Source organism: Ruegeria sp. AH3, from assembly GCF_056536265.1.
Genome location: NZ_JBQFJL010000001.1, coordinates 973,066 through 987,636 on the forward strand (window position 1 = coordinate 973,066; position 14,571 = coordinate 987,636).

Sequence of the window (14,571 nt, forward strand, 5' to 3'; positions counted from 1 at the left end):
GACCTCGGCCGCCGGTGGCCCTAGCTTGCGATGAAATTCAGGACATGAGGACAGCATGAGCGGTAAGCGCAGCATCTTCGAAGAGGTCTCGGACACCGAAAAGCAACAGGCAGTTCAACCCGGTATGATCGATCGGGGCCGCGGTGGCGCGCGCAATGCGATCCGCGTCTGGCTGATGATCCTGTTTGCTCTGGTGGTGGTAATGATTGCGGTGGGCGGGCTGACGCGCCTGACCGATAGCGGTCTCTCGATCACCGAATGGCGGCCTATCACCGGGGCCATCCCGCCGATGAATGAGGCTGACTGGCAATCCGAGTTTGATAAGTACAAAGAAATCGACCAGTGGCGCATTCAGAACCAGTGGATGGAGCTGGATGATTTCAAAACCATCTATTGGTGGGAATGGGGCCATCGCCAGCTGGGCCGTGTGATTGGCCTCGTCTGGGCCATCGGGTTCTTCGGCTTTCTTGCGGCACGTAAAATCCCGACGGGGTGGACCGGCAAGCTGCTGATCCCCGGCGCTCTGGGCGGCGTTCAGGGGGCTGTCGGCTGGTGGATGGTTGCCTCGGGTGTCACGCAAGGTGAAGGCATGACTGCCGTTGCCAGCTATCGTCTAGCGACGCATCTGGGGCTGGCCTTCGTGATCCTCGGTTTCCTTGCCTGGTACATCTTTGAACTTGGCCGGGAAGAGCGTGACCTGATGCAGGCCCGGCGTGCGAAAGAGACCAAACTTTTCTCTCTTTCGACCGGCCTGCTGCACTTCACCTTTTTGCAAATCCTCATCGGTGCACTGGTGGCAGGAATCGACGCCGGACGGTCCTACACCGACTGGCCCCTGATCGGCGGGCAACTGCTGCCGCCTGATGCGGCGATGCTTGAGCCGATGTGGCGCAACTTCTTCGAAAGCCCCGGTCTGGTGCAGTTCATTCATCGTTGCGTCGGCTATCTGCTGTTCATCTTCGCCTTTGTCGTCTGGCGGCGTGGGCAAACCAGCGCACATCCACAAACGCGGTTCGCATTCAACGCGGCCTTTGCGGCGCTCTCGCTACAGGTGGTTGTGGGCATCGTGACTGTCGTTTACGCAGCCCCGTGGCAGATCGCCATTTTCCACCAGTTCATGGCCGTGGTTGTCTGGACCTTGATCCTGCGCGCGCGGTTCCTGACAGCTTACCCCATCGCAACCTCTCTGCGCGGAGAATGATTTCATGACAGCATTCAATGATCTGATGGCCTTTCAGCGCGAAACCTCGGCCCTGGGCCAGATTGCCGGACGGCTGGGTTGGGATCAGGAAACGGTGATGCCGCGCGGAGCGGCTGTGCAGCGGGCCGAGGAGATGGCAGCGATTGAGGCTGTTCTGCATGCCCGCCGTTCCGACCCGCGTGTTGCGGACTGGCTGGAGCAGGCTGCGCCTCAGGACGAGGTTGGCAAGGCGCAGCTGCGTGAAATCCGGCGCGCCTATGACCGGGCGGTAAAGGTGCCCGCTGATCTGGCCACGGCGATTGCCCGGGTAACCTCGGCGGCGCAGGGTAAATGGGCGCAGGCGCGTGCGGACGAAGACGTTTCGGCTTTCCTTCCGGTATTGGAAGAGGTTGTTTCCCTGAAACGCCAGGAAGGCGAAGCGTTGGCACAAGGCAGCGATATCTATGACGCGATGGTCGAGGATTATGAACCCTATACGACCGGAGCCCAGATTGCCGCGATCTTTGACGAAATGCGCCCGCGTCTGGTTGCCCTACGCGCCGCTGTCCTGGATCGTCCCGAGCCTGCTGCACTGACGGGCCGTTTTGATGAACTCACTCAGATGCGTCTATCACAAAAGCTGGCCGTGGCCTTTGGGTATGATCTGAACAATGGACGCGTAGACAAGGCCGTGCACCCGTTCAGCTCGGGCAGCGGTCTGGATGTGCGCATCACCACCCGGACCAGTGAAACCGACCCGTTCAACTGCTTCTATTCCACGATTCATGAAGTCGGGCACGCAGCTTATGAACAGGGGATCGACCGCAACTATCTGCTGACCCCACTGGGCCGGGGTGTCTCGATGGGCGTGCATGAGAGCCAAAGCCGTATCTATGAGAACCAGTTGGGCCGGTCTCGTGCCTTCACCGGTTGGCTGTTCAAGCAGATGACCGACGCGTTTGGTGACTTTGGCGTCGCGGACGCGGATGCGTTCTATGCCACGGTGAATCGGGTCCATAACGGGTATATCCGGACCGAAGCCGATGAGGTTCAATACAACCTTCACATCATGCTGCGCTTTGATCTGGAACGCGCCCTGATGGCCGGCGACTTGCAGGTGAGCGACCTTGAGGCTGCTTGGAATGATCGTTTCAAAGCGGATTTCGGGTATGCGGTGGATAAGCCCTCGAACGGGTGTTTGCAGGATGTGCATTGGTCGGTTGGCTTGTTTGGCTATTTCCCGACCTATTCGCTGGGCAACGTCTATGCGGGATGCCTGTATCATGCGCTGCGCACGGCAATTCCCAAACTTGAGGGGCAGTTGGCGGCTGGCGATACATCCGAGGCCACCGGCTGGCTTCGAGAGCAGGTTCAGCAACACGGAGGGCTGTACGCGCCCCGCGAAATCATCCAGCGCGCCAGTGGCGTGGAACCGGGACCAGAGCCGCTGTTGGCCTATCTGGAGCAGAAGTTTGGGGCGTTGTATGGGCTTTGAAGCCCGCTCGGCATGATCGGGTTCGACCTTAGATGGGCCCAGACGGTACCATTTCGATACGCAGGGCGACGGCGGCAAAGAACAGGCCGCTACCAGTCAAGACGAACACATGCCATATGGTGTTGTGATAGGGCAGCCAGTCCAAAAGGTAGAATACCACGCCTGCGGTGTAGATCAGACCCCCGGCAATCATAAGCGTCAAGGTGCCCGGCGAAAGCTCGGCCAGCATGGATTGCCCGGCCCAGACTGCGGCCCACCCCATCAGCAGATAAAGCGCCAGTCCGAACCAGCGGAAGCGGCTGGGGTCGATCATCTTCAGGACCGACCCGAGCGTGGCCGAAGACCATAGGCCCAGCAGCAACCCCGGTGGTTGTGAGGCCGAAAGCAATAGAAACGGTGTATAGGTGCCCGCAATCTTCACGTAGATGCCGGAATGATCGAGACGGCGCAGAAACTCTGCCCATTCGTCATGTTCGATCATGTTGTAAAGCGCCGAGAAGGTCAGCATCAGAACCAGCGTGATACCATAGATCGAAGCCCCCAGGACCGCCGCCGGGTCGGATCGATAGAAAACCGTCATGATGATCAGCATTGGCACCGCGATCAGCGCCGAGGACACGCCCAGGACATGAATGACACCATCGCTTATGCGTTCAGCGCGGCTGTAGGCAGGGCGGATATGGGCGAAAGACCACATAATAAAAGGCTAGGGCTGCGGTGGGTCTCGGGCAAGTCCGCCAACGGGGCCGTTGGCATGAACGTGACCCAGAATAACAAAAACGCCCGCAAAACGGGCGCTTTGTTACACTTCTGTAGTGCTTTGTTATTCTTCGCTTTCTTCATCACCCTGATCGGCTATCCAGGCGACGCTAACAACTTCTTCACCTTTGCCGGTGTTGAAGACCCGAACTCCGCCCGCGCTGCGGGAGCGGAACGAGATGCCCTCGACCGGCACCCGGATCGACTGGCCTTTGGACGTTGCCAGCATGATCTGGTCATCGATCTCAACGGGGAACGAGGCCACCAGTTCGCCGCCACGCATGGCCTTGTCCATCGCCGCGACACCCATGCCGCCGCGTCCGCGGACGGGGTAATCATGGCTTGAGCTCAGCTTGCCCGCGCCACCGGTCGTGATGGTCAGGATCAGGTTTTCGGCCGCCGACATCTCGGCATAGCGTTCCTGTGTGATTGAGCCGGGCGCGGCTTCGTCCTCGTCTGTCTCTCCATCATCAGCAATCCCCGCGACGGCGCGGCGCATTTTGAGATAAGCAGCGCGCTCATCCGGATCAGCTTCGAAGTGGCGGATTACGGACATCGAGACGACACGGTCGCCATTGGTCAGCTTGATGCCGCGCACGCCAGTCGACTCGCGCGAATTGAAGACGCGGACATCGGTAGTGCGGAAGCGGATCGCGCGGCCTGAGTTGGTCACCAGCATCACGTCTTCATCTTCTGAACAGATGCGGGCGTTTACCAGTTCCACGCCCTCGGGCAGCTTCATTGCGATCTTGCCATTGCGGCGAACGTTGGTGAAGTCCGACAAGCGGTTGCGGCGCACGTCGCCCGCGCTGGTGGCGAAGACGATCTGCAGGTTTTCCCATTCTTCATCCGGCACATCGACCGGCATGATCGCCGCGATGGAAACGCCCGTTGGGATCGGCAGGATGTTGACGATCGCCTTGCCTTTACCGGTGCGTCCCGATTGCGGCAGGCGCCAAGTCTTGAGCTTGTAGACCATGCCATCGGTGGTGAAGAACAGCAGTTGAGTATGCGTGTTGGCCACGAAGAGGTTGGTGACAACATCCTCTTCCTTGGTCTGCATCCCCGACAAGCCCTTGCCGCCGCGTTTTTGGGCGCGGAAATCGGCCAGCGGCGTACGTTTGATATAGCCGCCCGAGGTGACGGTCACGACCATATCCTCACGCTCGATCAGGTCCTCGTCTTCCATGTCGCCGGACCAGTCAACGATCTCGGTACGGCGGTCGACGGCGAATTTCTCGCGGACGTCGCGCAGTTCATCGGCGATGATGCCCATGATGCGCTCGCGTGAGGACAGAATATCCAGGTATTCCTTGATCTTGGCGGCCAGTTCTTCCAGCTCGTCCGTGACCTCTTTGACACCCAGTTGGGTCAGGCGCTGAAGACGCAGGTCGAGGATGGCACGGGCCTGAACCTCGGTCAGGTTATAGGTGCCATCGTCGTTCATCTTGGACAAAGGATCGTCGATCAGGCGCAGATAGCCCTCGATCTCGGATGCAGGCCAGCGGCGGGTCATCAGTTTCTCGCGCGCCTCTGCGGCGTCTGCCGACGAGCGGATCGTGGCGACCACTTCGTCCACGTTCGACACGGCCACGGCCAGACCACACAGGATATGGCTGCGTTCACGCGCTTTTCGCAGGTCGTAGGCTGTGCGTCGGGCAACGACATCCTCGCGGAAGTCGATGAACGAGGTCAGGAACCGGCGCAGGGTCAACTGCTCGGGGCGGCCACCGTTCAGCGCCAGCATGTTGCAGCCAAAGGATGTCTGCATCGGTGAGAAGCGATAGAGCTGGTTCAGAACAACTTCAGGCGTTGCATCGCGTTTCAGTTCGACCACCACGCGCACGCCATTGCGGTCGGATTCGTCCTGTACATGCGCCACGCCTTCGATGCGTTTCTCGCGCACCGCCTCGGCGATCTTCTCGATCATCGAAGCCTTGTTTACCTGATACGGGATCTCATCCACGACAATGGCGTAGCGATCCTTGCGCAGTTCTTCGACCCGCGTCTTAGCACGGATGATGACGCTGCCACGGCCCTCTAGATAGGCTTTGCGTGCGCCAGAACGACCCAGCATCACACCGCCGGTGGGGAAGTCGGGGCCGGGGACGTATTCGATCAGTTGCTCGGACGTCAAATCTGGGTCGTCGATCAGCGCCAGAGTTGCGTCGACCACTTCACCCAGATTGTGCGGCGGGATGTTCGTGGCCATACCCACAGCGATACCACCGGCGCCATTGACCAGCATGTTCGGGAAACGCGCGGGCAGGACGGTCGGTTCCTTGTCCTTGCCGTCGTAGTTGTCCTGAAAATCAACCGTCTCTTTTTCGATATCTGCCAGCAGCGCGGCGGCAGGCTTGTCCATCCGCACTTCGGTGTAACGCATCGCCGCCGGGTTATCGCCGTCCATTGAGCCAAAGTTGCCCTGACCGTCCAACAGCGGCAGCGACATCGAGAAATCCTGCGCCATCCGCACCAGCGCGTCATAGATCGCGCTGTCACCATGCGGGTGATATTTACCCATCACATCGCCCACCGGACGGGCCGATTTGCGATACGTTTTGTCATGCGTATTCCCGGTCTCGTGCATGGCATAGAGAATCCGCCGGTGAACCGGTTTCAAGCCATCGCGCAGATCGGGGATCGCGCGGGACACGATGACCGACATGGCATAGTCCAGATAGGACGTGCGCATCTCGGATTCGATGGAGACCGTCGGGCCGTCATAGACTGGGCGCTCGGGCGGGGTTTCATCCATGTTTTCTGGGGTTTCTGGCGTATCGCTCACGTAGGCTGCCCGTGTCTTGTTCTTGATCTATATCTTGTGGATGCACCTTATCAGACCCGGCATATAAGGTGCAAGCAAGCTGATGATTTAGCAAAAAATACCGCAGTAACACGAGGGTAACATATTGTTATATAAGTATTAGGAGGGTTCCGTGTTACCCTGAGAAGACCTTTTAACAAATTTGGAGGTCTGAATGGCGCAAAGCGAAACCGAATTGATGCTCAAGGGGTACGGGCTGACGACGGCGGAGTTCTTTTATCACATGCCCGATTATATTCATGTTCTGAATACCTTTATCTGGCAGGATTACGACCTTGCTCCGGATCATCCGAAACTCTTTAAATTCGTAGAATTCTGGCAAAAAGAGATCGAAGGACCGTTGCATTCGGTCCGGTTCACCCATCGTAAGATGATCGCCCCGGGGGAGTGGCGCAATATGGTGGGTGAATTCCGGGTGAATTAACCCTCAGGCTGAACAGCTTGCCCCGCCTAACACGCAGAATTTGGCGCAGTGGGGGTGGTTCAGATGAACGTTGGATTCCGCCTCGGCCAGGGTTGCACCCATTTCGAATTCAGGCGCATAGGGCAGCAGCGTGCAGGCCAAAACAGCGGGACGTTCGGCACCTTTGCGCTTTATCACCATTCGAGAGCTGGCGCACATCACCGCATCAGGCGATTTGTTCAGAATGCCCCAGCAGGCCGTGGTGATCTCGGGCACTTCCACAGTTTCATCCATCTCGGGGAACAGGACGGTCTGAGCAGGGTTCTGGGCGTCGACGTCAAACCCATGCTTTGCAAAAAACGCGGTATAGCCTGCGCGGCTTTCGGCGTCGGTATCACCCCAGAGCGTGCGACCAGCGATAGCCATCTTGAACCCATTGTCGCGCAACCACTCCATTCCCGCGACCGTTTTGTCAAAACTGCCTGCGCCACGTTCCTCATCATGAAGTTCAGGCCGATAATGATCGACCGAAATCCGCAGGGTAAGCTTATCGCCGTAGGTTTGCTGCAAATCCAACAACCCCTCACGCGTTTTGCGGCGCATCATCGGCAACATCGCATTGGTCAGGATCAGCACCTCGTATCCACGCTCCAGCGCCGTACGGGTCATGTCGATCATCTCGGGGTTCATAAAGGGTTCGCCGCCAGTAAATCCGATCTCGCGGATCGGCCATTTACGCTCTTCGATCTGATCCAGATAGTCGCGCACCTCGTCAGCGGTGATGTAAACCAGGGCGTCATTCGTGGGGCTACTGGCAATGTAGCAGTTCACACATTCGATATTGCACAGGGTTCCAGTATTGAACCACAACGTCTCGGGGTTGGTCAGGGTGACCGAGGCGCGTGTCTGGCCGTCTGCTGTCACCTTTTTGTTTTGAAATTTGCCGATATTGGCAGCCTGCGGGACGTTGTCTTTCATTCCGGTATCCGGTTCAGTGCGCTTGCCTGCCTGACCTAACCAATCAGGTGGGTTTCGTTAAGTGGGACAACCTGTCATTGACGGAGTTTTGATGGCAGCGATTTATTGCTTTATGATTGCGCTAACATTGGACATGGCCCAAGCGGCAAGGTAAGGAAAACGCATGGTTTCTCGTGTCATACCTGTCGACCCGTTCGATCTGGTCATTTTCGGCGCAACTGGCGATCTGGCGCAGCGCAAGATCGTTCCAGCGTTGTTTCGACGCTATTGCGCTGGTCAATGGCCTCAGGACACTCAGATTATTGGAGCTGCCCGGGGTGGGCTGGACGCCGGGGCGTTTCGGGCGATGGTCTCCGAATCGCTCCATCGGCATGCGCCGGATCAGGTTCGGGATGCCGAAGCGCTGCAGGGGTTTCTGCAGCGTGTCGATTATGTTTCGCTGGATGCCTTGTCGGATGAGGGTTGGGCGAGGCTTGCCGGAAAGTTGCAGCCGCAACGCGTACGGGCCTTCTATTTCTCGGTTGGGCCACGCCTGTTTGGGCCACTGGCCGAGCAGATCAAAGCGCATGACCTTTTGACCGAGCAGGCGCGGATCGTGGTTGAAAAACCGTTCGGACATGATCTGGAAAGCGCCCGAGCGTTGAACGCAACGCTCGCGGCGCATTTTGATGAGAGCCAGATCTATCGGATCGATCATTATCTGGGCAAAGAGACGGTGCAGAACCTGATGGCCGTCCGTTTCGGCAATATGCTGTTCGAGCCGCTCTGGAACAGCCAATACGTCGACCACATTCAGATCACAGTTGCTGAAACTGTCGGCATTGACGGGCGTGAGGATTATTATGAGCGTGCGGGTGCGATGCGCGACATGATGCAGAACCACCTGATGCAGCTTCTATGCCTCATCGCGATGGAGCCACCGGCGAAATTCGACCCCGATGCGGTGCGTGATGAAAAGCTGAAGGTGATCCGGGCGCTGGATCCGGTTGAGCCGCACCACATCGTGCGCGGTCAATTCGTCGACGGTGCAGCGGGCCAAGGTTATCGTGACGTTGTAGGAAACCCGCGCTCCACAACTGAAAGCTATGTGGCTTTGCGCGCCCATATCAGCAATTGGCGGTGGGCGGGAACTCCGTTCTATCTGCGTACGGGCAAAGAATTGGTGGCACGGTCTTCGGTCATCAATGTGATGTTCAAGGACGCGCCGCATTCGATCTTCGGGGAAGAGGCGGGGCGCCATGCAAATGCGCTGTCGATCCGGCTGCAGCCCAATGAAGGCATTACGCTGAAGGTGACGATCAAGGAACCCGGGCAGGGCGGTATGCGTCTGGTCGACGTGCCGCTGGACATGAGTTTTGCCGAGGCGCTGGGACCCGAAAGCCAGAATCCACCTGATGCCTATGAACGGCTGGTGATGGATGTTATTCGCGGCAACCAGACCCTGTTCATGCGCGGTGATGAGGTCGAGGCCGCCTGGGCCTGGACCGACCCGATCATCGCTGGCTGGGAAGCACGGGGCGATGTGCCCAAACCTTATGAAAGTGGCAGCACCGGCCCCGGCGACGCCGAATTGCTGATGAAACGAGATGGTCGCCGCTGGCAGGGGATAAACCCATGAATATCAAAGAATATGCCGACCGTGACATGCTGGCGATAGATGTCGCCAATGATCTCGCCGGAGACTTGGAATCCGCCTTGCTGCACCATGACATGGTCTCGCTTGCGGTTCCCGGCGGGACGACACCAGGGCCGGTGTTCGACGTCCTCTGCGCCGCCGATCTGGAATGGGATCGGGTGCGGGTTCTGCCCACTGATGAGCGCTGTGTTGCGGGGGATAGCGAACGCTCAAACGAGCGTCTGATCCGAGAGCGTTTGCTGACCAGCCGCGCCTCGGTTGCGCAATATGTGCCACTCTATGTTGAAGGCCACGAACCTGAGGAAGTTTTACCCGAGATTGAGAGCTTGATTAACCCAGTGCTGCCGCTGTCAGTGCTGGTGCTTGGGATGGGTGAGGATATGCACACCGCCTCGCTTTTTCCGGGGATGGACGGGTTGGCGGCCGCGCTGGACAGCCATGCGCCAACGCTTGCGGTGGCACGCACCGATGTGCAGCCAGAACCGCGCATTACCCTGACTGCGCCGGTTCTGGAGGGGGCGCTTTCGAAACATCTGATCATTTTCGGCACCGCCAAACGTGATGCGCTTGAGCGGGCTATGACGTTGCCGCCCGAAGACGCTCCGATCGCGGCAGTGCTGAGTGGTATGACGGTTCATTGGGCGGAGTAGACGCGATGCAGTTGGATAGCCTCAAGACCTATGTCGCGGTGACCCAGGGCCGACGTATCGAGGATCTGTTCGCTGACGATCCAACGCGCGCACAGGGGTTCTCGGCCTCGACCGGTGATCTGCTGTTTGATTACTCGAAAACACAGATTGATGAGAGTATCCGGTCGGGTTTGATTGATTTGTGCGATCAGGCGGGGCTGGCCGAACGCCGCGAGGCCATGTTCACAGGCCAGAAGATCAACGAGACCGAAGACCGTGCGGTGCTGCATACGGCGCTGCGCAACCTTGATGGCGACCCGGTTGAGGTTGATGGGCAGGATGTGATGCCAGATGTGCTCAGCACCCTGCAGCGGATGCGTATCTTCGCCGAGGAAGTGCGCGGCGGCGCGATCCAAGGGGCGGGGGGCAGCTTTACCGATGTAGTGAGTATCGGCATCGGCGGCTCGGATCTGGGACCGGTCATGGCGACCCATGCGCTGTCGCCATATCACGATGGGCCACGGCTGCATTATGTGTCGAACGTGGATGGCGCGCATATTGCCGATACTTTACGTCCGCTTGATCCGAAGCGCACGCTGGTCATCGTGGCTACGAAAACGTTCACCACGATCGAGACCATGACCAATGCACGTACCGCACGGGCGTGGATGGTGGACGGGGGTGGGGACCTGTCTCAGCAATTCGCGGCTGTCTCGAGCGCTGTGGACAGAACGGCCGCATTCGGCATCCCCGAAGAGCACGTGTTCGGGTTCGCCGGCTGGGTCGGCGGGCGCTATTCCGTTTGGGGGCCGGTGGGACTGCCAGTGATGATCGCCGTTGGATCAAACGCGTTTGATGCGTTTCTGCGGGGCGGGCAGGCGATGGATCTGCATTTTCGCTCGGCAGAATGGGTCGAGAATATGCCGGTGATGTTGGCCCTGGTCGGTATCTGGCATCGTCAGGTGCTGGGGCATGCCAGCCGCGCGGTGCTGCCCTATGATCAACGCCTGCTGCGCCTTCCTGCCTATTTCCAGCAGCTTGAGATGGAATCGAATGGTAAATCCGTCGCCATGGATGGCAGCGATCTGACAATACCATCCGGCCCAGTGGTCTGGGGTGAGCCCGGCACCAACGGGCAGCACGCGTTCTATCAGCTGATCCATCAGGGCACCGATGTGATCCCCTGCGAGTTCATGGTGGCTGCCGAGGGGCATGAACCCGAATTGGCGCATCATCACCGGTTGTTGCTGGCCAATTGTCTGGCCCAGTCCGAGGCTTTGATGCGGGGGCGCTCGTTAGAGAAAGCCCGGTCACGTATGGCGGAAAAAGGTCTGACCGGAGACGAGTTGGAGCGTCAGGCAAGGCACCGCGTATTCTCGGGCAATCGCCCTTCGACCACGTTGATTTACCCACAATTGACACCTTTTGTGCTGGGCCAGATCATCGCGCTCTACGAACATCGTGTGTTTGTCGAAGGGGTATTGCTGGGCATAAACTCTTTCGATCAATGGGGCGTTGAGCTGGGCAAGGAACTGGCGACTTCTCTGGGTCCTATTGTCGATGGAGAGAGTGGCACCGAGGGCAAGGACGGTTCGACCGCCGCTCTGGTCGAATACGCTTTACGCCATCGCAGTTGACGCCGCGCCCGGTCGCACTCTCTTATTGTCAGACAATTGAATTCTTGGCAGGGTTGCTGCCAAGAGACTAAGGCGCGGCCAAGCGCTGACGATGGGAGGAATGTCCATGCTGGGACAGATGATGACGCAGCCTTTGCTGATTTCGTCGCTGATTGATCACGCCGAACGCTATCACGGCCAGACCGAGATTATCTCGGTCGAAACCGACGGAACCGTAACCGAGACCAACTGGGCGGGCATTGCGCAGAATGCGCGACGGATGGCCTCGGCGCTTGTGAAGCTGGGGCTGCAGCCGCAGGATCGCGTGGGTACACTGGCTTGGAACAACCGCCGCCACCTAGAGATCTACTATGCCGTATCCGGTGCCGGCTTCGTCTGCCACACGATCAATCCGCGCCTGTTTCCGGAACAGCTGACTTATATCATTAACCATGCGCAGGACCGGGTCCTGTTTTTTGATGCAACCTTCCTGCCGTTGGTATCTGCTCTGCAAGAACATCTGACCGAGGTGCAGCATTTCGTTCTGATGGGCGCGCGCGATGAGGCCGCGCTGTCTCAGGTGCCGGGGCTGGTTTTCTATGATGAGCTGATAGAAACCGGGGATGCGGATTTTGCGTGGCCCAGCTTTGACGAAAATACTGCCTCCAGCCTGTGCTACACGTCGGGTACGACAGGTAATCCCAAGGGGGTTCTCTATTCGCACCGGTCCACATTGCTGCATAGCTTTGCGTCAAATACGCGCGATGTGATCGGCTATTCTGCCATGGATGTGGTGATGCCGGTGGTGCCGATGTTCCACGTCAATGCCTGGGGGTCCCCTTACGCCAGCGCGATGTCTGGCTCGCGCATGGTGATGCCAGGGCCTGATCTGCATGGCGAAGCGCTGGTCAACCTGATCGACACCTTCGGAGTGACACTGGCGATGGGCGTGCCGACCATCTGGCAGGGCCTGCTGGCCCACGCCGCGAAATGTGGAACGAAGCTGGAAAGTCTCAATCGCACTGTGATCGGTGGTGCCGCATGTCCACCCTCGATGATCGAAACCTTCCGCGAGACCTATGGCGTAGACACCGTTCACGCCTGGGGGATGAGTGAAATGAGCCCTCTGGGCACCACAAACTATCCCATGGCCAAACATCTGGAGATGCCCATCGAAGCGCAGCACAAGTTGCGTGAGAATCAGGGCCGCCCACCCTTTGGGGTAGAACTGAAGATCGTCGACGATGACGGCAATGATCTTCCTCATGACGGTGAAACTCAGGGTGATCTGATGGTGCGCGGTCACTGGGTGCTGGATAGTTACTTCCACATGCAGGATGAAGCCCTGCTGCAGGATGGCTGGTTCGCGACGGGCGATGTGGCGACGCTGGATCCGGACGGATACATGACGATCCGCGACCGGTCGAAGGACATCATCAAATCAGGCGGCGAATGGATTAGCTCTGTCGAGTTGGAGAATATCGCCGTCGCGCACCCTCAGCTGGCAACTGCTGCCGTCGTAGGCGTGCCGCATCCGAAATGGGATGAACGTCCGCTGTTGGTGGCCGTGAAGGCCGAAGGCGAAGAGCCGACCGAGCAGGATTTATTAGCATTCTTTGACGGTAAAATCGCCAAATGGCAGGTGCCGGACAAGGTTGTGTTTGTCGACGCTTTGCCCTTGAACGCGACCGGTAAGGTCCTGAAACGCACATTGCGTGCGGATTTCAGCGATGCGCTGATGGGGTAAGTGCCAGTTTGGGAAGAATGGCTCCGGCGGTAGGGATCGAACCTACGACCAATTGATTAACAGTCAACTGCTCTACCGCTGAGCTACGCCGGAACGGTTCGCGCCGTATAGCAACCTGTATCTGCGCCGTCCAGAGGGCGTTGGAGTTTTTTCGACGAAAAAACTTGCCAGTGGCAAACGATGCAAATCTAGCTGATTTTGGGAAGATTTGGCTCCGGCGGTAGGGATCGAACCTACGACCAATTGATTAACAGTCAACTGCTCTACCGCTGAGCTACGCCGGAACTGAGGGGCGTATAACAACAGCAATTTTCGCCGTCCAGAGAGGAAGTGCATAGCTGACGAAAAATTTTTTGCGAGCTCATACGAGACGCCTGAAACGCGCACCGGCAGACAGGTCACCCTGGGGCGCAACGCGGGATTTGCCGGTCAGATCGACCAGATGGGCGAACACATTGCGCTCAGCCGCGGGAAGCAGTGCTTTTGGGGTTTCGACGTAGATCTGCTCAGCCAGCCCCTGAGCCGTCGCGGGGCCTTGCGACAACGCATCAAGAATCTGAGTTTCTCTTTGCAATCTGTGTTCAATCAGCCAATCCAGACGTTCGGCGGGGTTTGTGATCGGCGCTCCATGACCTGAGTGGAAAACCGACCAGTTGCGCGCGCGCAGGCGACGGCAAGCAGCCATGAAATCCGTCAGGTCTCCATCCGGAGGGGAAACCAAGGAACTGGCCCAACCCATGACATGATCCGCTGTGAAACAGATATCGCCCCAGGCAAACGCGATGTGATTGCCCAGATGACCTGGCGTATGGATGACTTCCAGCTCCCAGCTGTCGGTCGCGATCACCTCACCATCTTCAAGTTCGACATCAGGGCGGAAATCGGTATCGATTCCCTCTCCACCACCTGCAAGACCATTTTGCGCCAGCTGCGTCATGACGGCGCTGCGTCCTGCCTGAGGCCCTCCGAAGGCGAGAATCGGAGCGCCTGTGTGTGCCGATAACGGGGCGGCTAGCGGAGAGTGGTCCAGATGGGTGTGGGTGACAAAGATATGGCTGATCCGCTGCCCCGGTTTCAGGGCAGCCAGGATTGCGTCGAGATGGGCATCGCTCAGCGGACCGGGGTCGATCACCGCGATGTCTTTATCCCCCAGAAGATAAGTGTTTGTCCCGCGATAGGTCATCGGAGATGGGTTGGGCGCGAGCAATCGGCTCAGGCCCGGCGAAAGCTCATGAATCTGTCCGGGAGTTGGGTTGAAATCGTCGGGAGCCTGCATCGTGACCTCTTCCTCTTACCCGGGC

General features: G+C 58.5%; 11 protein-coding genes and 2 tRNA genes. 7 read left to right on the plus strand and 6 right to left on the minus strand.

Annotated elements, in window-relative coordinates; genetic code table 11:
- Nucleotides 1-55 precede the first annotated feature (55 nt).
- Together ctaA and ACR3EM_RS04815 are read left to right on the plus strand one after the other, a co-directional pair.
- Nucleotides 56-1,201 (plus strand): heme A synthase, encoded by a 1,146-nt coding sequence (ctaA, locus tag ACR3EM_RS04810; RefSeq protein WP_480469673.1) that lies wholly within the window; start codon nucleotides 56-58, stop codon nucleotides 1,199-1,201.
- 4 nt (nucleotides 1,202-1,205) lie between these two features.
- A complete protein-coding gene (locus ACR3EM_RS04815; protein ID WP_480469674.1) occupies nucleotides 1,206-2,675 on the plus strand; it encodes a carboxypeptidase M32 in 1,470 nt (489 codons plus the stop codon).
- A gap of 28 nt (nucleotides 2,676-2,703) precedes the next feature.
- Here the strand turns inward: ACR3EM_RS04815 and trhA are convergent, their stop codons facing one another.
- Together trhA and gyrA are read right to left on the minus strand one after the other, a co-directional pair.
- Complete coding sequence (trhA, locus tag ACR3EM_RS04820; RefSeq protein WP_480469675.1) at nucleotides 2,704-3,372, minus strand: PAQR family membrane homeostasis protein TrhA; 669 nt, start codon at nucleotides 3,370-3,372, stop codon at nucleotides 2,704-2,706.
- Nucleotides 3,373-3,498: 126 nt separating this feature from the next.
- Nucleotides 3,499-6,222: a DNA gyrase subunit A gene (gene gyrA, locus ACR3EM_RS04825; RefSeq protein WP_480469676.1), complete on the minus strand. Its 2,724-nt coding sequence runs from the start codon at nucleotides 6,220-6,222 to the stop codon at nucleotides 3,499-3,501.
- Nucleotides 6,223-6,415: 193 nt separating this feature from the next.
- Here gyrA and ACR3EM_RS04830 point away from each other — a divergent pair, with 193 nt between their 5' ends.
- Nucleotides 6,416-6,685: an usg protein gene (locus ACR3EM_RS04830; protein WP_480469677.1), complete on the plus strand. Its 270-nt coding sequence runs from the start codon at nucleotides 6,416-6,418 to the stop codon at nucleotides 6,683-6,685.
- Nucleotides 6,686-6,688: 3 nt separating this feature from the next.
- On the opposite strand, the gene ACR3EM_RS04835 is transcribed toward ACR3EM_RS04830, so the two are convergent.
- A complete protein-coding gene (locus tag ACR3EM_RS04835; RefSeq protein ID WP_480469678.1) occupies nucleotides 6,689-7,642 on the minus strand; it encodes a radical SAM protein in 954 nt (317 codons plus the stop codon).
- A 163-nt stretch (nucleotides 7,643-7,805) separates the two neighbouring features.
- On the opposite strand from ACR3EM_RS04835, the gene zwf reads away from it, so the two are divergent.
- The 4 genes from zwf to ACR3EM_RS04855 all read left to right on the plus strand — a co-directional run bounded on the left by zwf (nucleotide 7,806) and on the right by ACR3EM_RS04855 (nucleotide 13,270).
- Nucleotides 7,806-9,260 (plus strand): glucose-6-phosphate dehydrogenase, encoded by a 1,455-nt coding sequence (zwf, locus tag ACR3EM_RS04840; RefSeq protein WP_480469679.1) that lies wholly within the window; start codon nucleotides 7,806-7,808, stop codon nucleotides 9,258-9,260.
- Nucleotides 9,257-9,928, plus strand: a complete 672-nt coding sequence (gene pgl, locus ACR3EM_RS04845) for a 6-phosphogluconolactonase (RefSeq protein ID WP_480469680.1) — start codon at nucleotides 9,257-9,259, stop codon at nucleotides 9,926-9,928. The genes zwf and pgl overlap by 4 nt, the downstream gene beginning before the upstream one ends.
- A gap of 5 nt (nucleotides 9,929-9,933) precedes the next feature.
- Nucleotides 9,934-11,544, plus strand: a complete 1,611-nt coding sequence (gene pgi / locus ACR3EM_RS04850) for a glucose-6-phosphate isomerase (protein ID WP_480469681.1) — start codon at nucleotides 9,934-9,936, stop codon at nucleotides 11,542-11,544.
- Nucleotides 11,545-11,650: 106 nt separating this feature from the next.
- On the plus strand, nucleotides 11,651-13,270 hold the full coding sequence (locus ACR3EM_RS04855) for a long-chain-fatty-acid--CoA ligase (RefSeq protein ID WP_480469682.1): 1,620 nt from the start codon (nucleotides 11,651-11,653) through the stop codon (nucleotides 13,268-13,270).
- Nucleotides 13,271-13,288: 18 nt separating this feature from the next.
- Here the strand turns inward: ACR3EM_RS04855 and ACR3EM_RS04860 are convergent.
- The 3 genes from ACR3EM_RS04860 to ACR3EM_RS04870 all read right to left on the minus strand — a co-directional run bounded on the left by ACR3EM_RS04860 (nucleotide 13,289) and on the right by ACR3EM_RS04870 (nucleotide 14,546).
- A tRNA-Asn gene (locus ACR3EM_RS04860) sits at nucleotides 13,289-13,363 on the minus strand.
- Nucleotides 13,364-13,479: 116 nt separating this feature from the next.
- A tRNA-Asn gene (locus ACR3EM_RS04865) sits at nucleotides 13,480-13,554 on the minus strand.
- Nucleotides 13,555-13,631: 77 nt separating this feature from the next.
- Entirely contained in the window at nucleotides 13,632-14,546 is a 915-nt protein-coding gene (locus ACR3EM_RS04870) for an MBL fold metallo-hydrolase (protein ID WP_480469683.1), read from the minus strand.
- Between the last annotated feature and the right edge of the window lie 25 nt (nucleotides 14,547-14,571).

Bases quoted from the DNA above. Each gene is read 5' to 3' on its own strand.
- ACR3EM_RS04870 (WP_480469683.1), bottom strand. From the start codon at position 14,546: ATGCAGGCTCCCGACGATTTCAACCCAACTCCCGGACAGATTCATGAG.
- pgl (WP_480469680.1), top strand. From the start codon at position 9,257: ATGAATATCAAAGAATATGCCGACCGTGACATGCTGGCGATAGATGTC.
- zwf (WP_480469679.1), top strand. From the start codon at position 7,806: ATGGTTTCTCGTGTCATACCTGTCGACCCGTTCGATCTGGTCATTTTC.
- trhA (WP_480469675.1), bottom strand. From the start codon at position 3,372: ATGTGGTCTTTCGCCCATATCCGCCCTGCCTACAGCCGCGCTGAACGC.
- ACR3EM_RS04830 (WP_480469677.1), top strand. From the start codon at position 6,416: ATGGCGCAAAGCGAAACCGAATTGATGCTCAAGGGGTACGGGCTGACG.
- ACR3EM_RS04855 (WP_480469682.1), top strand. From the start codon at position 11,651: ATGCTGGGACAGATGATGACGCAGCCTTTGCTGATTTCGTCGCTGATT.
- ACR3EM_RS04835 (WP_480469678.1), bottom strand. From the start codon at position 7,642: ATGAAAGACAACGTCCCGCAGGCTGCCAATATCGGCAAATTTCAAAAC.
- ctaA (WP_480469673.1), top strand. From the start codon at position 56: ATGAGCGGTAAGCGCAGCATCTTCGAAGAGGTCTCGGACACCGAAAAG.
- ACR3EM_RS04815 (WP_480469674.1), top strand. From the start codon at position 1,206: ATGACAGCATTCAATGATCTGATGGCCTTTCAGCGCGAAACCTCGGCC.
- pgi (WP_480469681.1), top strand. From the start codon at position 9,934: ATGCAGTTGGATAGCCTCAAGACCTATGTCGCGGTGACCCAGGGCCGA.